19 protein-coding genes and 1 tRNA gene are annotated in these 19,140 nt (G+C 57.4%); 12 read left to right on the forward strand and 8 right to left on the reverse strand.

Features of this window, described 5'->3' with window-relative positions; all coding sequences use genetic code 11:
- Nucleotides 1-31: 31 nt before the first annotated feature.
- The 4 genes from HHL15_RS26860 to HHL15_RS01615 all read right to left on the reverse strand — a co-directional run bounded on the left by HHL15_RS26860 (nucleotide 32) and on the right by HHL15_RS01615 (nucleotide 3,925).
- The gene (locus tag HHL15_RS26860) at nucleotides 32-1,264 is read right to left on the reverse strand and encodes a YagK/YfjJ domain-containing protein (protein ID WP_169144056.1); all 1,233 of its coding nucleotides are present in this window, start codon (nucleotides 1,262-1,264) and stop codon (nucleotides 32-34) included.
- On the reverse strand, nucleotides 1,261-2,313 hold the full coding sequence (locus HHL15_RS01605) for a hypothetical protein (protein WP_169144057.1): 1,053 nt from the start codon (nucleotides 2,311-2,313) through the stop codon (nucleotides 1,261-1,263). The genes HHL15_RS26860 and HHL15_RS01605 overlap by 4 nt, the downstream gene beginning before the upstream one ends.
- Nucleotides 2,314-2,660: 347 nt before the next feature.
- The gene (locus HHL15_RS01610; protein WP_169144058.1) at nucleotides 2,661-2,921 is read right to left on the reverse strand and encodes a helix-turn-helix transcriptional regulator; all 261 of its coding nucleotides are present in this window, start codon (nucleotides 2,919-2,921) and stop codon (nucleotides 2,661-2,663) included.
- A 608-nt stretch (nucleotides 2,922-3,529) separates the two neighbouring features.
- Entirely contained in the window at nucleotides 3,530-3,925 is a 396-nt protein-coding gene (locus HHL15_RS01615) for a hypothetical protein (protein ID WP_169144059.1), read from the reverse strand.
- Here HHL15_RS01615 and HHL15_RS01620 point away from each other — a divergent pair.
- From HHL15_RS01620 to HHL15_RS01635, 4 genes are all read left to right on the forward strand, one after another.
- A complete protein-coding gene (locus tag HHL15_RS01620; RefSeq protein ID WP_169144060.1) occupies nucleotides 3,924-4,892 on the forward strand; it encodes a DUF932 domain-containing protein in 969 nt (322 codons plus the stop codon). The two genes, HHL15_RS01615 and HHL15_RS01620, sit on opposite strands and share 2 nt — an antisense overlap.
- 604 nt (nucleotides 4,893-5,496) lie before the next feature.
- Nucleotides 5,497-6,030, forward strand: coding sequence for a hypothetical protein (locus tag HHL15_RS01625; RefSeq protein ID WP_169144061.1), 534 nt, complete (start codon nucleotides 5,497-5,499; stop codon nucleotides 6,028-6,030).
- Between the two features lie 540 nt (nucleotides 6,031-6,570).
- Complete coding sequence (locus HHL15_RS01630; protein ID WP_206198528.1) at nucleotides 6,571-7,581, forward strand: YqaJ viral recombinase family nuclease; 1,011 nt, start codon at nucleotides 6,571-6,573, stop codon at nucleotides 7,579-7,581.
- A 66-nt stretch (nucleotides 7,582-7,647) separates the two neighbouring features.
- Nucleotides 7,648-8,580, forward strand: a complete 933-nt coding sequence (locus tag HHL15_RS01635; protein WP_206198529.1) for a recombination directionality factor — start codon at nucleotides 7,648-7,650, stop codon at nucleotides 8,578-8,580.
- A 186-nt stretch (nucleotides 8,581-8,766) separates the two neighbouring features.
- Here HHL15_RS01635 and HHL15_RS01640 read toward each other — a convergent pair.
- Nucleotides 8,767-8,860 (reverse strand) — tRNA-Ser (locus tag HHL15_RS01640).
- Nucleotides 8,861-8,906: 46 nt separating this feature from the next.
- Entirely contained in the window at nucleotides 8,907-10,136 is a 1,230-nt protein-coding gene (locus HHL15_RS01645; RefSeq protein WP_169144062.1) for an aspartate kinase, read from the reverse strand.
- 269 nt (nucleotides 10,137-10,405) lie between these two features.
- Between HHL15_RS01645 and HHL15_RS01650 the strand changes: the two genes are divergently transcribed.
- Entirely contained in the window at nucleotides 10,406-10,708 is a 303-nt protein-coding gene (locus HHL15_RS01650; RefSeq protein ID WP_169144063.1) for a helix-turn-helix domain-containing protein, read from the forward strand.
- Nucleotides 10,709-10,850: 142 nt separating this feature from the next.
- Nucleotides 10,851-11,303 carry a 6-carboxytetrahydropterin synthase QueD gene (queD, locus tag HHL15_RS01655; protein WP_169144064.1) on the forward strand — a complete coding sequence of 151 codons (453 nt, stop codon included), beginning with the start codon at nucleotides 10,851-10,853 and terminating at the stop codon, nucleotides 11,301-11,303.
- 13 nt (nucleotides 11,304-11,316) lie between these two features.
- Here queD and HHL15_RS01660 read toward each other — a convergent pair whose 3' ends face one another.
- Nucleotides 11,317-12,015 (reverse strand): fumarylacetoacetate hydrolase family protein, encoded by a 699-nt coding sequence (locus HHL15_RS01660; protein ID WP_169144065.1) that lies wholly within the window; start codon nucleotides 12,013-12,015, stop codon nucleotides 11,317-11,319.
- Nucleotides 12,016-12,189: 174 nt separating this feature from the next.
- Here HHL15_RS01660 and HHL15_RS01665 point away from each other — a divergent pair, with 174 nt between their 5' ends.
- From HHL15_RS01665 to HHL15_RS01680, 4 genes are all read left to right on the forward strand, one after another.
- Entirely contained in the window at nucleotides 12,190-12,768 is a 579-nt protein-coding gene (locus HHL15_RS01665; RefSeq protein WP_169144066.1) for a DJ-1/PfpI family protein, read from the forward strand.
- A gap of 105 nt (nucleotides 12,769-12,873) precedes the next feature.
- Nucleotides 12,874-13,233, forward strand: coding sequence for a ribbon-helix-helix domain-containing protein (locus HHL15_RS01670; RefSeq protein WP_169144067.1), 360 nt, complete (start codon nucleotides 12,874-12,876; stop codon nucleotides 13,231-13,233).
- 36 nt (nucleotides 13,234-13,269) lie between these two features.
- Nucleotides 13,270-13,974, forward strand: a complete 705-nt coding sequence (locus tag HHL15_RS01675; protein WP_169144068.1) for a glutathione binding-like protein — start codon at nucleotides 13,270-13,272, stop codon at nucleotides 13,972-13,974.
- Nucleotides 13,975-14,089: 115 nt separating this feature from the next.
- Nucleotides 14,090-15,904 (forward strand): DEAD/DEAH box helicase, encoded by a 1,815-nt coding sequence (locus tag HHL15_RS01680; protein ID WP_169144069.1) that lies wholly within the window; start codon nucleotides 14,090-14,092, stop codon nucleotides 15,902-15,904.
- 42 nt (nucleotides 15,905-15,946) lie between these two features.
- Here HHL15_RS01680 and HHL15_RS01685 read toward each other — a convergent pair whose 3' ends face one another.
- A complete protein-coding gene (locus HHL15_RS01685; protein WP_328824977.1) occupies nucleotides 15,947-17,161 on the reverse strand; it encodes an HD-GYP domain-containing protein in 1,215 nt (404 codons plus the stop codon).
- Between the two features lie 327 nt (nucleotides 17,162-17,488).
- Between HHL15_RS01685 and HHL15_RS01690 the strand changes: the two genes are divergently transcribed.
- The gene (locus tag HHL15_RS01690) at nucleotides 17,489-18,115 is read left to right on the forward strand and encodes a DUF47 domain-containing protein (protein ID WP_169144070.1); all 627 of its coding nucleotides are present in this window, start codon (nucleotides 17,489-17,491) and stop codon (nucleotides 18,113-18,115) included.
- 8 nt (nucleotides 18,116-18,123) lie between these two features.
- Nucleotides 18,124-19,131: an inorganic phosphate transporter gene (locus HHL15_RS01695; protein WP_169144071.1), complete on the forward strand. Its 1,008-nt coding sequence runs from the start codon at nucleotides 18,124-18,126 to the stop codon at nucleotides 19,129-19,131.
- Nucleotides 19,132-19,140 lie beyond the last annotated feature (9 nt).

The raw sequence follows: 19,140 nt of genomic DNA on the forward strand, positions 1-19,140 counted from the left end.
ATAGCAAAAATCAATCTGTCTTTCACAAATGTTACCTACGGCTTCCTCGATCGACCATGCAGTACTTTCTCTTGGTCATCAGCGGATGATCTTTGACAGGATCAAGAAATTTCTGGATGCTATTTCTTAGTGCATCTGAAAGCTCTACGCGCACCTTGTTTCTAAACTTAGGTGCCGTGCTTTTGCATTCTTTCGGGAGCAGGCCCCGTCGAATCACTCTCATAGCTGGATTCGCTTTCGGCCTAGCAACCGACGAGCTCTTGCACAGATACGGGAGGACGTATTTGACAAGATTCATAAACTTATCTCCATCCACCAGATCAATCAGACCAATTCCATTTTTCCCGAATCTTTCATAAGCAGACTCATTTTGGTTGCAGTTATGAAATACGCCGCGATCTTTAGCTATAACCTCTTTCCAATATTTTCCTATACTTTCAGCCAAATAAGAGTGCTTTCGACCGTCTCGATGCATCGCATTAAGAATAATCAACGCATGCGCATGCGCTCCTCTTTCCACACCCCACTCCATCTTTATCACATAGCCCAGTAAGCCTCGAAATATCTTGTTCGACCGTCGGTTATGGAGCAGGCGAGCAACGTCATCATTGAGCGTATCCATACTAGCATCCAGTTTTGCGTCTTTTCGATACCCCAAATCAAGTCGAAGCACAACAATGCGACCGCAATGCATCATTAACGCCAACAAATACAAGACATATTCTCGGTATCTCGATTCAGCATCGCGCTTGACCTCCTTATGACGCTCTAATGCACGACAAGAGCTCCCTACAACTCGAACCCTATCGACAAATTCGTTGAAAATCTCGTCACATTGCAGTGACTCTTTCGTGCTAGACAACGATCGCCTTCCATACCAGGCGGCTGAAGAAAGAATGTGCCGGAGAGAAACTTCATTCAACTCTCTAGCGCACTTGCAGAACACCTCAACAAGAACTTCGTACTCATTCTCCGAAGTCAAATGACTTGCCACTTGAATCATTATGGGCAATCTAGGTGCATATACTTTTGCCAACCTTGATGCGTCAGCACCTTGCTTACCCCCTGAGATAGCTTTAGGAACAAAAGGCAAAGAATCATCGCGAAGTGATATCAGTACAAACTGACCGATATCTTTCAAAATGCGAACCAGAGAGTCTCTATCTAAACTCAAGGAAGCAACAGCGTCCGAATCCGCTATCAGCGCACCGATTTCTTTACAGTAGTTCGCATCATCAGATATTGATTTATCAATCGGACTCACAATTTCACCTCAAAAAGCTCGAACTTCTCACTCTTCGAAAAAGATGCATTAATTCCACACACCTTAAACCCGGCAGAGGATCTATCTCTCTTGTAAAAAACCTCATCAACCGAAGCCATTTCAACGACACGCTGTAGCAGATCATGCTTGACGTCAGCCAACACCCCTTCTCCAGACTCTCCCAATTCACTCTGATGTCTCAGTTCATATGGCGAGGTGAATCCGAATTTTGTCGAGTCACTCCACGCACGAGCGATTAAAGACCTAACATCCAAGAAAGAGCAGTCCGGCCTAACAAAGTATATGCCATGCAACCTATTTCCCATTTCTGGTAGAAAATCTACGTTATACGCAAACCCCAACAGATCCTGACTCACATCAATGCATCGCAGATCTTCGACAAACCGATCGACATCAATCTCAATGTCGCGAGCACTTGAGATCTTTGGCAAGACTCGAACATGATCCAACCTAACAACAACAGACAAGGGCCATTGAGTCTCAACGACGTTAACGAATCTGTGTACAGCCTTAAGGCTTCCTGAGATTCGGCGTCGATAGGCCTTCAAGGAAGTAGGAATCGACTTGGACTCTTCAAAAACCCGGTGCACCACGCCTTTAACTAAATCTCCTTCCTTAAGCCCCAGATCTGTGACAATTCTTGTTGAAACTCCAGACACCCCAACCAACCCTACTCCCATTCGCTGACTTACAGATTCCACCAAGCTGAAAAAAGGGAGCACCCTCATCAAGACTCTTGAAATGCTCTTTCCTGACCCAATTCTCATTTTTAACAATGCATAGACAAGGTCATAAACTTGATCATTAGCATCATTAACACTCAGATTTCCATGCTCATTCGTCTTTCTATCAATTAATAAATTACCTATCGCGTAGGCCATAACGAGCATATCAATTTGAATATCGTTCAGATATTGGCTTCTCAGAACGCAATTATTCGATCCACTAGCGTCGACTTGCACATAGCTCAACGCAACCACCATGGATTTTCTTAAATCATCTTCTGAAATTGGATATTTCAGATCCATTTCAAATCCTTCAATCATAAATTCTAGTCAATGCGGTACGCACTCAGATAGAGCGAAAAGCGCATATCGACAATTCGATATCATCACGACTCAACCACCCCCCGTATCACTGCTATCTCAAGGCACTTGCTTTATATATTACTTAGGCATAGTCACTTACTTGCAATCAAGGAAAACAATCTATCGTCTTTCGTCAGCTGTATTTATGCACTGCGTCTATTCTGAACTGGACTAGATAATATTTAATCCATAGCAAAAGACGTGACAGATCCTCGGAATCTGTCGAGACTTAAGGAGTCGGACTCTCGACAGATTCCGCAGACTTTGCTTTTCTTGTAAATGTAGAGTTATCCCTCTGCAGCCGTCGGGCCAAGGATCGGATCGGGACTAGATCCTCTTCTACCGAGACGTTTCTCCATCCAGGAGACAACTTCATCTAGGTCCCACGCCACTGCGCCTTTGCCAGTTGGGGACAGTGACACTGGACGAGGGAACTCTGGATCGGAGTACTTTCCAGAACCTAGCCGCAGATAAATGGACGAACGAGAGAGGCCCGTGATGGTACACAAACGGGGAAGTCGGATAAAAGCTCTTGTACTGCAGGACATACCGCACCTCCACTGCTTGACACTCGGCGATCCGAATGCCTAACTTTTGGGGCACTACAACGATCATTCAGACTTGCGTGTTAGGCTATAGAGCACACCCATAAAACTTAACGCGCAGGGGAAGTCCTACGAAACACGTACTGTGAATGAGCTTTGGAGTGCAGCTCGTGGCGTTACGACCGAATTCCACGGGTTTTAACTACCCGATGAAAATCTCCGTAACTGTGATGCGGTTTTCTTTTGAGTTTGGGTGTCTTGCCGCTGTTAGCTCGGCAGAGGGCCTAACATACACAGATCCATCGAAAATGGTCGTGACTTAAGTCACACTAAACAAGAGCTCAGGCACGAAGCCATCCATGCTATGCGTCAGTACCCACAGGCTTTCGGGATAAGTATGCATGCCATCCATCTCAAGTAACGAACCAAGTCCATATAATCTCATTTTGAATATTATCTCCCTTTCCTAAATTTTTTCAGTCACACATACCTTCCTCGGCACTTCCCCAGCGAAGTGTCTGAAATCACGGCCAGGATCTTTGTTCCTGGTCACCGAATGATCTTCAATCAGGAAGGAAAGACAGATGCAGCTTTGTTGTCCGATGTGCGAATCACCTCAGATCCGGCGATTGGATCGTGGAAAGAAGGTGGGAGGAACGGCTGGACTCCTCGGTGGTGCTGTCAGCGGCGCTGCTAGCGCACTTCAAGGTGCACGGATAGGCAGTACGGTGGGAAGCGCGCTCGGGCCGGTCGGTGCTGGCGTCGGGACATTCGCAGGCGCCATTCTGGGTGGCCTGATGGGTGGTGCCGCAGGAGGTGTCACAGGCGCGAAGCTTGGCGAGGTCGTGGATGAACGCGTCCTCAACAACTATCAATGCGGTGCGTGCAACCACACGTTCAGTATTGGTGCCCGATAGCCACGAACGTCGGCTGTTGATCTTGAATTTTTGCTCATAGCGGATGCTCCTTAATTGGAGCATCCGCTTTTTGTCTTTAGGAGTCCTCATGGCACATCTTGTCGAATCCATGGCCTACGTCGGAGACGTTCCCTGGCATCAACTGGGCCACGCACTGCCGGCCCATCAACCTATCGAAGTCTGGGCGGAGAAAGCCGGCATGAACTGGCAGATTCTCGATTCACCGGTCTGCTTCATGACGGAGCGTGCCGGCGCGCTCGGATCCATCAAGACCTTTTCTGATCAGAAGGTGCTGTACCGGAGCGACACGCAGGACGCGCTGTCGGTTGTCAGCGACCGCTACCAGGTCGTTCAGCCGATGGAAGTCCTGGAGTTCTACCGGGATCTCACGGAGGTCTCAGGGTATGAGCTCGAGACTGCCGGCGTTTTGAAAGGCGGTCGGAAGTTCTGGGCGCTGGCTCGCACGAACAAGGAGACAGTGCTCAAGGGATCTGATCGTATCTGCGGGTATCTGCTTCTGGCGACATCCTGCGATGGAACGCTGGCAACCACGGCGACACCCACGACGATTCGCGTGGTCTGCAATAACACCCTGACCATTGCCATTGATGGTGCGACGTCAGCGATCAAGGTGCCCCATCGCACGAGCTTCGATCCTCAGGCGGTAAAGAAGCAACTCGGGATCGCGGTGTCCCAGTGGGACAGCTTCATGTACCGGATGAAAACGCTTTCCGAACGGAAGGTAAAGAGCCACGAGGCGATGAACTACTTCCTGCGTGTGCTGTGCAACAGCGATACCCGTCCAGATGCGGAGCATCATCTCATCAACGAACGTGCGCTGAAGAAGGTTCAGTCCATGTATGACGGCAACGGTCGTGGTGCTCAGCTCGCGGCGGCGAAGGGGACAGCCTGGGGATTGTTGTGCTCCATTACGGAGTACATCGATCACGAAAAGCGTGCTCGTAGTGCTGAGTACCGCATGGACAGTGCGTGGTTTGGCCAAGGTGCGGCAATCAAGCAACGGGCACTCGATGAGGCGATAGCGATGGTTGCCTGACACCCACTCCTCTCTTCCTGACCTTCTTCTCTCCTCACCCCCGTTGGTTTCTCCCCACGGGGGTATTCATATCCGGCGTTCAATGCTTCTGGGTAGCACGAGCAGGCCGCGATCTTTATCAATCCATAGAGAAGTAGAGCACTCAGTGAAGAAGTGAAATCAATCACAAACAGAAAGCGAAAAATCACAAACAAAATTGTTAAAAAATAACAATTCTCATCAAAATTGCAATTTTCAAGTGATTTTTTGGATTTCCCTATAAAGCTGTCACTGCGCTTACCGTTCACCATCAAGTCAGCATGTCAAATTCTCACCGGCAGACAAAATCGAACAGCTGAATAACTCAAGAAAAACTGGAAATATCAATTTTCACCTATCCGCTGAAATGCCGACAAAGCCTGAATCATTAAAAATTGAGTGTAGCCGATGTGGCTGGAAAACAATTTTCTCATCAAAATCGGACGCACTTGTTGCCCAACCACCAACAAAGTGCGAGATGTGTCATAGCCAAGATCTACATACATCCCCTATCACAACCACAGAAAAAACTATTTTATATTTTCTCTCAGGCACTCACGAAAAGTAGTTACACAAGGAGAACAAAATGGCATTTTGGGATGATTTAAAGCAACTTGGCAAGGATATTGGAGGTGAAATATCCAACCTCGGAAAAGAATTAAACGAAATAGGGAAAGACACAATCAAGGAAATCAAGCAAGACCCGGCCAAATATCTCGTTGATTCGGCCAAGGAAGTAGCAACCGGAGCTGTAAAAGTCGGAAAGTACGTGCTCGAGGAGGGAATACCCGACGCAGGGTTTTTATCAGTCAAAAAAATGGGAGATTTATACAGATCAGGACAGCTCCCAGAAGACAGACATGAGGCCTATTTTGAACAGGTTCGAAATGGCCTTTCATTGAGCCGAAGACAAATCGATCACCTCTTGAATAAAGAAGCTCCTAGTGCGGACAACGACTTAAAAAACCGGATAAATCTATTAAAAAAGGCAAACAATAGACTTGATTGGTTCTTAAACTCCTCAGGCCTTGACCTTGATTCTGACGCACGCAAGGACGCCCAAAGCGACATTGACAGAGTTAAGGAAGCAATACTTGCGCTCGAAGAGCAAGGGAATTGATAATAGGAATTTTCGAGACCAACGTCGTCAAACAATTTTTTAGCAAACTCATTATATTAACTGGCAATTAATTGAGACACCATGTCATTCAAATGCGAAAAATGCGGGCGAACGGAAAGTAACACCTCAATGGTTGGACTCGTTCTCGGACAGATAGCCAAAGCAGTTCTAAAAGGAAAAGGTATTGATTTGGATGCAGGAGCGGCAGCAATTAGCCGTCGCTTTAGTGCCAGTTTCCTAAACGGCCTAGGTGTAAAATGCCCGAAGTGCAACAGTGCACTATGGAAAGAAAATTAGGCGATCAGATTATATATATATCAATACACCAAGGTCCATTTCCATCGCGCATCGCATCAAGGCAATAAAACAGCTTCACAAATTCATATCGACCTAATGATTAGCTCAACCCAATTTCATTGATGACTGATATATAAAATTAACTGATGGCACTGGCCTAATTCTGTACCTAACTACACCCTCGTCCTACTTATCCCCGTTCGGTTCGTGCCGAACGGGGATTTTTATTTTACGTTAGAGGTGATGATCATCATGACCGCAAGTCAGCAATTTACATCTAAGCCGCCGCACTTTACAGCCCTCAAACTCGTCAAGACCAACAACCTCACCCGGGATCAGTGGCTGAATGTCCGCCGGCAAGGTATCGGGAGTTCCGATGCCGCTGCTGCGGTTGGGCTTAATCCCTACAAGTCGCCGCTCGAGCTCTGGCTTGAAAAGACCGGCCGTGATGCGGAACTCCCACGTATTGACCCGTCGGATGAAACGAGTCCTACCTACTGGGGAACACTGCTGGAGCCCATTGTTGCAGCGCACTACACCAAGCGGTCTGGCAACAAAGTACGCAAGGTCAACGCCGTTCTTCAGCACCCTGAACATGCTTGGATGCTCGCCAACATCGACCGGGAAATCGTGGGTACCTCTGATGTTCAGATCCTTGAATGCAAGACAGCCGGTATCCACGGATCCCGTCTCTGGAGGGATGGTGTTCCCGAGTACGTGCAACTGCAGGTGATGCATCAGCTTGCTGTAACTGGAAAACAAGCTGCGGATGTGGCGGTTCTGCTGGGTGGTCAAGAATTGCAGATTCACCGCATCGAGCGGGATGAAACGGTGATCGCGCAGCTGATCGAACTCGAAGCACAGTTCTGGGCGCATGTTGAGGCGGATGAAGCGCCACCAGCGGATGGATCGGAGTCTGCAGATCGAGCACTTCGGGCGCTCTACCCTCAGGACTCTGGTCGAGTGCTGGACTTCACCGGTGACATGGAAATGTCCGCGCTGTTCTCTGACCTGGTTGCGGTTCGCAAGGTCCTGGAAGACCAGGGAGATCAAGAAGCACAACTCCGGCAGCGTATTCAGGAACGGATGGGCGATGCCACACGAGCGCTGTTTGAGACGGGTGATGTGACCTGGAAGCGGACCAAGGATGGTACGAGCACCGATATGGCCGCACTCAAGAACGACCACCCTGCTCTACTGCTGCGCTACTCGCAGCCAAAACCTGGTTACCGGCGCTTCGTCGTCAATGTGTGATCCATAGCGAAGCCATGTCCTTGAAGGACATGGCTTCGCGCTATGAACGATCGAAAGGATACGAGCATGATCAAAGGACTGGCCATCACGCCACCGGCAATCGGCCGGATCTCCATCGGCAAGGTGGTAGAGAAACAAGGAAAACGACTCCCGGAGAAAGACGACGAGTTCACTATCACGACACAGATTCAGACTCGGGAAGGTTGGGTCCATCACCCGCTGGATGAATCGCTGAGAAAAACGCCAGGCGCAAAGCTGCGAGCCATTCCCATCCGCCTGCTCTTTGACGAAGTGGATCTGAACCTGCGTGCAAACTACACCTTGTTTGACCGTAGCAGCGGACGGCAAGTGTGTGTCGGAAGCGGGGAGACATGCAAACGGGTGACGGCTTCGGGTATCGAGTCACTTCCCTGTCCTACGCCTTATGCGTGCGAGTTCGGGCAAGGAATCTGCAAACCGTATGGCCGACTGAACGTTCGGATCGGGGATGAGGACGAGTTGGGCACCTTCGTCTTTCGGACAACGGGATTCAACAGCATCAGAACCTTGATGGCGCGACTCACCTACTTCTTCGCACTGTCGGGAGGGATGTTGTCGTGCTTGCCGCTGGAACTACGTTTGCGGGGTAAATCAACGACCAAATCTCACCGGACGCCGATTTACTATGTAGACGTGACTGTTCGCACGGGGACGACGCTGACGGAAGCGCTGACCGAGGCGAAGGTAGAGCGGGAACGCAGACGAAACGCGGGATTCGACCAAGCAGGGCTGGATCTTGCAGCTCGGGTCGGATTCGCCAACGGTGCGTTTGAAGAAGTCGAAGAGGATGGTAGTGCGGTGGTCGAGGAGTTCTGCCCAGACATCGGTGCGGAAACGGCTGATGCAACTAATGACGAGCCGAGTTCATCCGAGATAGGCAAGAATCCGCTTCATGGCCGTCTCGGTACACGGTTGAGTGAGGTACGGAATACTGGCCGAGACACTGCAGGTCGCGGCTAGTCGAATCCAATCCGAAACCATTCGTCTGCAACTTCCGGTAAGCACGAAGCGCCGGATGCTCTGCGGCATCCAGCGCAATCCAACCTCAGCCAACTGAAGCTAACATGCCATGGCACACTCAATGGCATGCCGGCGAACGACAAAAACAAAAAAGCCCATGAAAATCATGGGCTTCTCTGTTTTTCTTGGCGGAGAGTGAGGGATTCGAACCCTCGATGCAAGTTTTAGCTCGCATGCTCCCTTAGCAGGGGAGTGCCTTCGACCTCTCGGCCAACTCTCCTCCGCAAGAGCTGCGCATTATAGACAAGGCGCAGCGTTACGTCAAATCAATTTGGAGCCTGATCGAGGCCGAAAGCGCGATGCAGCACGCGCACGGCCAGCTCGAGGTATTTCTCGTCGATGGCGACGGAAATCTTGATCTCGGAGGTGGAGATCATCTGGATATTGATGCCTTCCTCGGCCAGGGTCCGGAACATGCGGGAAGCCACGCCCGGGTGGGAGCGCATGCCGACGCCGACGATGGAGACCTTGGCCATGGTGCGGTCGCCCTGGATCGCACGGGCACCGATGTGGGCCTGCACGCCTTCGAGGATCTTGATGGCCTTGTCGTAGTCGGGGCGATTGACGGTGAAGGAGAAATCGGTGGTGCCGTCGTGGCCCACGTTCTGGATGATCATGTCCACATCGACATTCGCATCCGCCACCGGGCCGAGGATCTGGTAGGCGATACCCGGCTTGTCGGGAACACCCAGCACGGTGATCTTGGCTTCGTCACGGTTGAAGGCGATGCCGGAGATGATCGGCTGTTCCATGTTCTTGTCTTCCTCTACGGTAATCAGGGTGCCCTCACCTTCCTCCTGGAAGCTGGAGAGAACACGAAGCTTGACTTTGTACTTGCCGGCGAATTCAACCGAGCGGATCTGCAGCACCTTGGAGCCGAGGCTGGCCATTTCCAGCATCTCTTCGAAGGTGATGGTATCCAGCTTTCGCGCCTCGGGCACGACGCGGGGGTCGGTGGTGTACACACCATCCACGTCGGTGTAGATCTGGCATTCGTCGGCCTTGATGGCCGCGGCCAGCGCCACGCCGGTGGTATCAGAGCCGCCACGGCCGAGGGTGGTGATGTTGCCAGCCTCGTCCACACCCTGGAACCCCGCCACCACGACGACGGCACCGGCATCGAGATCGCGGCGGATGTTGTCGCCATCGATGTCGAGGATGCGGGCCTTGGTGAAGGAGTCGTCGGTCAGGATGCGCACCTGGCCGCCGGTGTAGCTGCGCGCCTTGATGCCCATTTCCTCGAGCGCCATGGAGAGCAGGCCGATGGTGACCTGTTCACCTGTGGAGATCACCACGTCGAGTTCACGGGGGCTGGGACTGGCGCTGATTTCCTTGGCCAGGGCGATCAGGCGGTTGGTCTCGCCGCTCATCGCGGACAGGACGATCACCATCTGGTGTCCCTGGGCATGGAACTTCGCGACCCGCTTGGCCACGTTCTTGATCCGTTCGGGGTTGCCGACGGAAGTGCCGCCATATTTCTGAACTATGAGCGCCATCTTGACTTCTAAGAAGGGAGGATGTGGAAAACCCGTGATCTTATCGGATAACGGGGTTTCGCGCATCTCGTTGCGCCCAGGGGGAGTATCCGGATGTCGGTGTGGCGCTTTTCACGAAATCTCAATGTGGAAAACCCTAGCCAAAGCAAATATAGCGTTGTATTACGAGACGACTCTGATCTATACTTTTCGACATATAACGAAAGTTATATTCAACAACACCTAGAAGCTTGTTAAAGCTGACAGAGCAACCCCTGAGGATGGCAGATATGAAAACTACTGAAAAAGTTGATGTGCGCGAGATCCGTCGCAAGCTGGGCATGAACCAGTCCCAGTTCTGGTCCAAGATCGGTGTGACCCAAAGTGGCGGCTCCCGCTACGAGAGCGGCCGCAACATTCCCCGCCCCGTCCAAGCCCTGCTGCGCCTTGTTCACATCGAGCAAGTCGATATCAGCAAGATCAAGAAGGACGATGTGGATGTGGTCGAGTATCTGAAGGCGACCAACCCGGAGCTGTTCAAGACCCTCAAGAAGGAAGCGCGCGCCAAGAAGAAGGAACGCGTTGCCCACTGAGCCGGCCACTCCCGGTGACAGGCCGAGCGCCAGTTGCCGGGAGCCGTCGGAATGGCATTTCCTCCGGAGATCGCCCCCTGAAGCGAGGCGGGTGCCCGCTGCGTTATAATGCGGCCCCCTTCCCCCTCTTCGGTGTTGTTCGATGCGTATCACGCGCCGCCTTGAATTCGACGCGGGTCACCGCATTCCCGACCACGCCAGCCAGTGCCGCCATCTCCATGGCCATCGCTACGGGCTGGAGATCACGCTGTCCGGTGAAATCATCAAGGCCGATGGCGAGGCCGTGAACGGCATGGTCATGGATTTTGCCGACGTCAAGGCGATTGCCAAGCAGCATGTAGTGGACGTCTGGGACCACGCTTTCCTTGCCTACCGCGGCGACACCGCCGTTGTCAGCTTCCTGCAGTCCATGCCCGGCCACAAGACAGTGATCCTCGACGTGGTTCCCACCGCCGAGAACCTGGCCGCCGAGGCTTTCCGCATTCTCGACCCCCTGTACCGGGACAGCTACGGCAACCACCTCCGCCTGGAGCGCGTGCGCTTGTTCGAAACGCCCAATTGCTGGGCCGACGCCCTGCGCAGCGAGCGGGGCTGACACACCAGCCGGGTCAGGTCACCAGCAGGCGCAGCCTACCCACGCCTTCCACCCCGGCCTCGATCCTGTCTCCCGCTTTCACGGCACCAACGCCCTCGGGCGTACCGGTCATGATCAGATCCCCGGGCTCGAGCCGGAACCAGCCCGAGAGCCTGGCAAGTACCTCCGCCACCGACCAGATCATGTCACCCAGATCGCCCTGCTGGCGGCGCACTCCGTTCACATCGAGCCAGATCTCGCCGCGCTCCGGCCGGGCCAGCGCCGTGGCTGGCACCAACGGACTGATGGGCGCGGAACGATCGAAAGCCTTGCCGATCTCCCAGGGGCGCCCCTGATCCTTCATCACGCCCTGCAGGTCGCGCCGGGTCATGTCCAGGCCCACCGCATAGCCCCACACATGGGTCAGGGCCTGCTCCACCGCGATGTTCTCGCCACCACGCCCCACCGCCAGCACCAGCTCCACCTCGTGATGGAGATTGGACGTGGCCATCGGGTACGGCCATTCGACACACTCATCCGGTGGCACAGGCACCACGGCGTCGGCCGGCTTGCAGAAGAAGAACGGCGGCTCGCGGCTGGGGTCGGAGCCCATCTCCCGCGCATGGGCGGCATAGTTGCGACCCACACAATAGATGCGCCGCACCGGGAAGAGATCGTCACTCCCCACCACCGGCAGGGCGGGAACGGACGGCTGTGCAATGACGAAGGTCATGGAAGGCGGCTCCTGACGAAAACCCGCATCATGAACAAAGCCGGCCGATGCTGCACGCCGCTGTTGCACCCGCGCACTTGCAGGTGCGTCGCTGCAAGTGTTAACCCGCTACCACCCGCAACCTTTGAGCACGCGCCACACTCCGCTCACACCATCACCCCCGAGGAGACCGGCATGGCCAAGAAGATCCTGATGATTTGCGGCGATTTCTGCGAAGACTACGAAACCATGGTGCCCTTCCAGGCCCTGCTGGCCGTGGGCCACACCGTCCACGCCGTGTGCCCCGGCAAGAAGGCCGGCGACACCATCGCCACCGCCATCCACGATTTTGAAGGCGACCAGACCTACACCGAGAAGCGCGGCCACAACTTCGCGCTGAATGCCACCTTCGCCGAGATCAGGGCGGAGGACTATGACGCACTGGTGATCCCCGGCGGGCGCGGCCCTGAATACCTGCGCATGTACCCGGACGTGATCGCCGCCGTGCGCCATTTCTTCGAAGAGGACAAGCCCGTCGCCGCAGTCTGTCACGGCGCCCAGCTGCTGGCCGGCGCCCGCGTGCTCGAAGGACGCACCTGCTCCGCCTACCCGGCCTGCCGGGCCGAGGTGGAGCTTGCCGGCGGCACCTATGCAGACATCCCGATCGATCAGGCGGTGACCGACCGCAACCTGGTCTCGGCCCCCGCGTGGCCGGCCCATCCGGCCTGGATCGCCCAGTTCCTGTCGGTCCTCGGCACGCGGATCAGCCTCTGAGCGACATCCGGGATCCTGCCGATCAGTGTTCGCCCTGATCCCCCCAAGCGCCCCGCCGGACCTAGAATGATCCGGCGGGGCGTTCCCGTTTGCGGAGTCACAGCCATGTGCCAGATCTTCATCAGTGCCGACCCGGCGCTCTACGCCACCCGCAGCCGCTCGATCCGGCTTCACGGTGTCGCCACCAGCCTGCGCCTGGAGAACCTGTTCTGGCAGGTGCTCGAAGAAATCGGCGAACGGGACGGGCTCAGCGTACCGCAGCTGGTGGGCCGCCTCTACGACGAACTCCTGGCCAGCGGCCGCCTCGACGATGCCACGAACTTCTCGTCCTTCCTGAGGGTCTCCTGCATGCGCTACCAGCAACTCCAGCTCGCTGGCCGGATCCCGGCGGATGTCCGGACGCCCATCCGCAGCCTCGATCCCGCCTGGGTGCTGGCCACCGGACCGGCCGCCGCCCCCCAGTGATTGCCGCCGGACAACCTTGCCTACAGGATACCTCGCATGATCGACCTCTATTACTGGACCACGCCCAACGGCCACAAGATCACCCTCTTCCTCGAAGAGAGCGGCCTGCCCTACCGCATCCTGCCGATCAACATCGGCAAGGGCGAGCAGTTCCAGCCCGATTTCCTGCGCATTGCCCCGAACAACCGCATCCCGGCCATCGTGGACACCGAACCGGCAGACGGTGGCGCGCCCATTCCCCTTTTCGAGTCTGGCGCGATCCTGCTCTACCTGGCCGAAAAGAGCGGCCGCTTCCTGTCCGCTGACCCGCGAGTGCGCCTGGACACCCTGCAGTGGCTGTTCTGGCAGATGGGCGGACTCGGCCCGATGGCCGGCCAGAATCATCACTTCGGTGTCTATGCGCCCGAGCCCATCCCCTACGCCATCGACCGCTACGTCAAGGAGACAGGGCGCCTCTACGCGGTACTCGACAAGCGGCTGGCGGATCGCCCTTTCATCGCCGGCGACGACTACTCCATCGCCGACATGGCCTGCTACCCGTGGATCGTGCCCTACGAGCGCCAGCGCCAGAGCCTGGCCGACTTCCCCCATCTGGCGCGCTGGTTCGAAGCCATCCGCCAGCGACCGGCCACCGTGCGTGCCTACGCCCTGGCGGAACAGATCAACAAACCGGCCCCCCTCGACGAGGCCGCCAAGCAGGTTCTTTTTGGCCAGGATGCAAAAACCGTAAACAAAGGATGATCTTAGCTCGGCACGTGCGGGTCGCTTCCGGTAAAATCCCGTGGTCTCTGAAGCCGTTTCTTACACCGGGCCCAAGACCGCTTCACCTTCCAACCGGCCCGCGCATCCCGTTTCCATGACAGAACCCATCGAACGATTCGACCAGCTCGACCTCCAGGCTCCCATCCTCGAGGCCCTGGCCGAGATCGGTTACGAAACCCCGTCGCCCATCCAGGCGGCGTGCATCCCCCACCTCCTGGCCGGGCACGACATCCTCGGCGAAGCCCAGACCGGCACCGGCAAGACCGCCGCCTTCGCCCTGCCCGCCCTCGACCGGGTGGACATCAACAAGCGCAATCCCCAGGTGCTGGTCCTCGCGCCGACCCGCGAGCTCGCCATCCAGGTGGCCGAGGCCTTCCAGCGCTACGCCAGCAAGATGCCCGGCTTCCATGTGCTGCCGATCTACGGCGGCCAGAGCATGGTGGTGCAGCTGCGTCAGCTGCAGCGCGGCGCCCACGTGGTGGTCGGCACCCCCGGCCGGGTCATGGACCACATCGAGCGCAAGAGCCTCAACCTCGATGGCCTGACCACCCTGGTACTCGACGAAGCCGACGAAATGCTGCGCATGGGCTTCATCGACGACGTGGAGTGGATCCTTGAGCACCTCCCCGCCGAGCGCCAGACCGCCCTCTTCTCGGCCACCATGCCGGACGCGATCCGGCGGGTTGCCCATCGCTACCTGCGTGATCCCAAGGAAGTGAAGATCAAGGCCGCCACGGCCACGGTCTCCACCATCCGCCAGCGTTTCCTGCAGATCGCCGGCCCGCACAAGCTCGACGCCCTCACCCGCATTCTCGAGGTCGAGGACGAGTTCGACGCCGCCATCGTCTTCGTGCGCACCAAGACGGCCACCGTCGAGCTCGCCGAGAAGCTCGAAGCGCGCGGCTATGCGGCCGCCTGCCTGAACGGCGACATGACCCAGCAGCTCCGCGAACGGGTCATCGAACAGCTCAAGAACAAGGCCCTCGACATCGTCGTCGCCACCGACGTGGCTGCCCGCGGCATCGACGTGCCGCGCATCAGCCACGTCATCAACTACGACATCCCCTACGACACCGAGGCCTATGTGCACCGCATCGGCCGCACCGGCCGTGCCGGCCGCGCCGGCAACGCGATCCTCTTCGTCGCCCCGCGTGAGAACCACCTGCTGCGCCAGATCGAGCGTGCCACCCGGCAGCCCATCGAAGCACTCAAGCTGCCCAGCCGCGAGGCTGTGGCCGACAAGCGGGTCGCAGCCTTCCGCCAGCAGGTCGCCGACGTGCTCGAATCCGAAGACCTGAGCTTCTTTCTCGACGTGGTCGCCGGCATGGAAGAGAAGCACGATGTCGACATCCGCGAAGTGGCCGCAGCGCTGGCCTTCCTGGCCCAGAAGGATCGCCCGCTGCAGATGCCCGAAACCGGGCGTCCCGACATCGCCCAGCTCGCCGCCGGCAAGCCGGACCGTCCCGTCCGGGACACCCGCGAGCCGCGCGAGAACCGCGAAGAGATCCTCGAGCGCCGCCGTGACTACGCGGAAGGCCGGCTGACCCGCTATCGCATCGACGTGGGCCGCGAGCACATGGCCTCGCCCAAGGACATCGTCGGCGCGATCGCCAACGAAGCCGGCATCGAAAGCCGCTTCATCGGCCAGATCAACCTGTTCGAAGACTACAGCACGGTAGAGCTCCCGCCCGACCTGCCCAACGAGGTTTTGCAGATCCTGCGCAAGGCCCGGGTTCGCCAGCAGCAGCTCAACATCCGCCTCGCCAGCCCTGAGGAAGCCGCCCGCGAGCGTGGCCGCCCCGGCGGTCCTGGTGGTCCTGGCCGAGGTGCGCCGGCCGGCAAGAAGCCTTTCCGCAAGGATGGCTTCGCCGGCAACAAGGACTTCAAGCCCCGCAAGCCAAAGCCCTGAGCAACCGCCACGGGGGGGGCTCCCGCAGCCCCCGGCCCGCGCTCACACCATCTCCAGGGAATCGACGATCCGCTTCAGGGCATCGAAGCAGCGGGCGTCGATCGCCTTGCCGACTTCCGCCGCCATGATCTCCAGCGTCTTCGGGATCGGCACCGCGCCGCGGTAGGGGCGCTCGGCGGTGATCGCATCAAAGATGTCGGCGGTCGTGATGATCCGCGTCTCGAGCGAGATCCCGTCCCCGCTCAAGCCCCGCGGATAACCCTTGCCATCCAGGCGCTCGTGATGCGCCCCGGAAACGACAGCCAGCTCCTCGAACGCCCTGATGCGCGACAGGATGGCCTCGGTATAGCGGGCATGCCGCTGCACCGCCGCCCATTCGTCCGCGTCCAGCTTGCCCGGCTTGTCCAGGATTGCATTGCTGACCCCCAGCTTGCCCATGTCGTGCAGCAGGGCTCCGCGCCTCAGCCAGCGCCGGCGTGCCGGCGGCATCCCGAGTTCCTCGGCAATCCGGTCGGTGTACAAGGCCACCCGTGCGCTGTGGCCCGCGGTGTAGGGGCTCTTCGAGTCCACAACCTGACCGAAGGCCGCCGCGATCTCATCCAGATAGTCCTCATCCAGGGGCATCACGTAGCGTCCGGGCTCCAGCGCAAACACGGCCCGGTCGAGCCGTGTATCGGCCAGCCGCTCCCAGAACTCCGGCTGCGCCGCGCACTGCCGGAAAGCCGCCACGACAGCCGGATCAAACCAGCTGCCGCAGCGGTCCTCAATCTCCCAGCAGGCCGCATCCATCCCGTCGGAAACATTGAACACATCCACCACTTGGGCCAGCAGGGCGATCCGCGCATAAACGGGGATCTGCTCGCCGCGCAGATGGCCGGGACGACCGCTGCCGTCCCAATGCTCGTCGAGGGCGTGGATGCCCATCGCCACGGATTCGCTGAAGCGCAACTGGCGGGCAATGTCGGCGCCGCGGGTACAGCGGGTCTCGATCAGCGCCTGGGCGATCTCGTCGCCGTTCTGGAAGATGTTGGCGATCGCCTTGAAACGCTCGGTCAGCCCGGCCCCCAGCCCGGTATGGCCAATCACGAACTTGAGCACCTTGGGCAGGCGCCCATTGACGGTCTTGAAGTCCCGCTTGAAGCTCAGGTCGTCGGTCATGTACAGCTCGCAGATACGCGCTGCGTTGCTGCTGCAGCCCAGGTCCTTGAGCAGGAGCGTGTAGTACAGCTCCCACAGGGCCTCATCGGAAAGACCCATGGTTCTGCCCACATGCATGCCGATCCAGCAACAACGCACGCAATGACCTTCGGGCTGCCCCTCGGTGATATCGAGGGCGTGGCTCAGAGCCCCGATCAGTTCGGATAGTGTCAAACCTGCCAGTGGCATGCCCAGCTCCAGGGTGTTCAGGGCTTCCAGCTGGAAACCCCGCGATGGATTTTCCCGGGTAACGACCATCCCTGCCGTGACTGAAGTCCCCATCGGTCGTTGTAATCGCCCTACAGTCTGCCTCGCCGAACAGGTGAATCCATGAACGCTCTGTTAAAATTCCCATTACAGTCATTTTTTCGAAACAATTTCATACTCATGTTCGGACGCCTGCTGCCCCAAGAGGGCCGTTTTTTTGAACTCTTCAACTCCCATGCGGAGCAAATCGTCCTCGGAGGCCAGGCCCTCGTCGCCCTGATGGAGGATCTTGCCAGTGCAGAAAAGCACATCGGCGCCATCGAAGGCATCGAGCAGGCGGCCGACAAGATCACCCACGAAACCATCGCCCAGCTGCACAAGAGCTTCATCACGCCCCTCGACCGGGACGAGATCCACAGCCTCATCAACGCCATGGACGACATCCTGGACACCGTCCAGGACGTGGCGGAATGCACCACCCTCTATCACATCCAGCGCATCACCCCCGAAGCGCTCCAGCTGGCCAACGTCAGCCTGTCCTGCTGCACCCGGGTCAAGATCGTCGTCGGCCTGATCTCCAACATGGACAACGCCAGCGCCATCCTGCAGACCTGCCAGGAGATCGATCGCCTAGAAACCGACGCCGACCGCATCATGCGCGGCGCCATGTCGCGCCTCTTCCGCGACGAGCGCGATGCCCTGCAGGTCATGAAGCTCAAGGCCATCTACGAGCAGCTGGAATCCATCACCGACCGTTGCGAGGACGTCGCCAAGATCGTCGAAGGCATCGTGCTGGAAAACGCCTGAGCACTGCCATGGAACCCGTACAGATCGGATTCTGGGTCATCGCCGGGCTGGTCGTCATCGCCCTGCTTTTCGACTTCATGAATGGCTTTCACGACGCGGCGAATGCCATCGCCACCGTCGTCTCCACCGGCGTGCTCAAGCCGCACCAGGCTGTGGCCTGGGCCGCCTTCTTCAATTTCGTCGCTCTCTTCGTCTTCCAGCTGAAGGTGGCCAGCACCGTCGGCAAGGGCATCATCGACCCTGCAGTGGTGGACCACTACCTCATCTTCGGCGCCTTGCTTGGCGCCATTGCCTGGAACGTGGTCACCTGGTACTACGGCATCCCGTCCAGTTCGTCCCACGCCCTGATCGGCGGCATCGTCGGCGCAGCCATGGCCAAGGCCGGAACAGACCCGCTCATTGCCAGCGGCATCTGGAAGACCGTTTCCTTCATCATCATCTCGCCGCTGTTCGGCTACCTGCTCGGCTCACTGATCCTGGTGATAGTCGCCTGGGTCTGCCGCAACAAGACCCAGCGCAGGGTGGACAAATGGTTCCGCCGCCTGCAACTGGTCTCCGCAGCGCTTTACAGCCTGGGGCACGGAGGCAACGATGCACAGAAGACGGTCGGCATCATCTGGATGCTCTTGCTGGCGGCCGGCGTCACCGCCACCAATGACCCCGTACCCATGTGGGTGGTGGTGACCTGCTACATGGCCATCGGCCTCGGCACCCTGTTCGGTGGCTGGCGCATCGTCAAGACCATGGGGCAGCGCATCACCAAGCTCAAGCCGGTCGGCGGTTTCTGTGCCGAAACCGGCGGCGCCATCACCCTGTTCCTGGCCACCAGCCTCGGCATTCCGGTATCCACCACCCACACCATCACCGGCGCCATCGTCGGCGTTGGCTCGGTGCGCCGCACCGCGGCCGTGCGCTGGGGCGTGGCCGGCAACATCGTGTGGGCCTGGGTGCTCACCATCCCCTGCTCCGCCCTGGTGGCGGCAGGCGGCTACTGGCTCGGCCGCAGCATCATGTAAGCCTCCCGG

This window comes from Zoogloea dura, assembly GCF_012927165.1.
In the GTDB taxonomy this organism is placed as follows: Bacteria; Pseudomonadota; Gammaproteobacteria; order Burkholderiales; family Rhodocyclaceae; genus Zoogloea; species Zoogloea dura.

What these genes read in the sequence shown, in the direction of transcription:
- HHL15_RS01605 (WP_169144057.1), bottom strand. Translation starts at nt 2,313, where the DNA reads ATGGATCTGAAATATCCAATTTCAGAAGATGATTTAAGAAAATCCATG.
- HHL15_RS01610 (WP_169144058.1), bottom strand. Translation starts at nt 2,921, where the DNA reads ATGTCCTGCAGTACAAGAGCTTTTATCCGACTTCCCCGTTTGTGTACC.
- HHL15_RS01620 (WP_169144060.1), top strand. Translation starts at nt 3,924, where the DNA reads ATGGCACATCTTGTCGAATCCATGGCCTACGTCGGAGACGTTCCCTGG.
- HHL15_RS01615 (WP_169144059.1), bottom strand. Translation starts at nt 3,925, where the DNA reads ATGAGGACTCCTAAAGACAAAAAGCGGATGCTCCAATTAAGGAGCATC.
- HHL15_RS01625 (WP_169144061.1), top strand. Translation starts at nt 5,497, where the DNA reads ATGGCATTTTGGGATGATTTAAAGCAACTTGGCAAGGATATTGGAGGT.
- HHL15_RS01630 (WP_206198528.1), top strand. Translation starts at nt 6,571, where the DNA reads ATGATCATCATGACCGCAAGTCAGCAATTTACATCTAAGCCGCCGCAC.
- HHL15_RS01635 (WP_206198529.1), top strand. Translation starts at nt 7,648, where the DNA reads ATGATCAAAGGACTGGCCATCACGCCACCGGCAATCGGCCGGATCTCC.
- HHL15_RS01645 (WP_169144062.1), bottom strand. Translation starts at nt 10,136, where the DNA reads ATGGCGCTCATAGTTCAGAAATATGGCGGCACTTCCGTCGGCAACCCC.
- HHL15_RS01650 (WP_169144063.1), top strand. Translation starts at nt 10,406, where the DNA reads ATGAAAACTACTGAAAAAGTTGATGTGCGCGAGATCCGTCGCAAGCTG.
- queD (WP_169144064.1), top strand. Translation starts at nt 10,851, where the DNA reads ATGCGTATCACGCGCCGCCTTGAATTCGACGCGGGTCACCGCATTCCC.
- HHL15_RS01660 (WP_169144065.1), bottom strand. Translation starts at nt 12,015, where the DNA reads ATGACCTTCGTCATTGCACAGCCGTCCGTTCCCGCCCTGCCGGTGGTG.
- HHL15_RS01665 (WP_169144066.1), top strand. Translation starts at nt 12,190, where the DNA reads ATGGCCAAGAAGATCCTGATGATTTGCGGCGATTTCTGCGAAGACTAC.
- HHL15_RS01670 (WP_169144067.1), top strand. Translation starts at nt 12,874, where the DNA reads ATGTGCCAGATCTTCATCAGTGCCGACCCGGCGCTCTACGCCACCCGC.
- HHL15_RS01675 (WP_169144068.1), top strand. Translation starts at nt 13,270, where the DNA reads ATGATCGACCTCTATTACTGGACCACGCCCAACGGCCACAAGATCACC.
- HHL15_RS01680 (WP_169144069.1), top strand. Translation starts at nt 14,090, where the DNA reads ATGACAGAACCCATCGAACGATTCGACCAGCTCGACCTCCAGGCTCCC.
- HHL15_RS01685 (WP_328824977.1), bottom strand. Translation starts at nt 17,161, where the DNA reads ATGGGTCTTTCCGATGAGGCCCTGTGGGAGCTGTACTACACGCTCCTG.
- HHL15_RS01690 (WP_169144070.1), top strand. Translation starts at nt 17,489, where the DNA reads ATGTTCGGACGCCTGCTGCCCCAAGAGGGCCGTTTTTTTGAACTCTTC.
- HHL15_RS01695 (WP_169144071.1), top strand. Translation starts at nt 18,124, where the DNA reads ATGGAACCCGTACAGATCGGATTCTGGGTCATCGCCGGGCTGGTCGTC.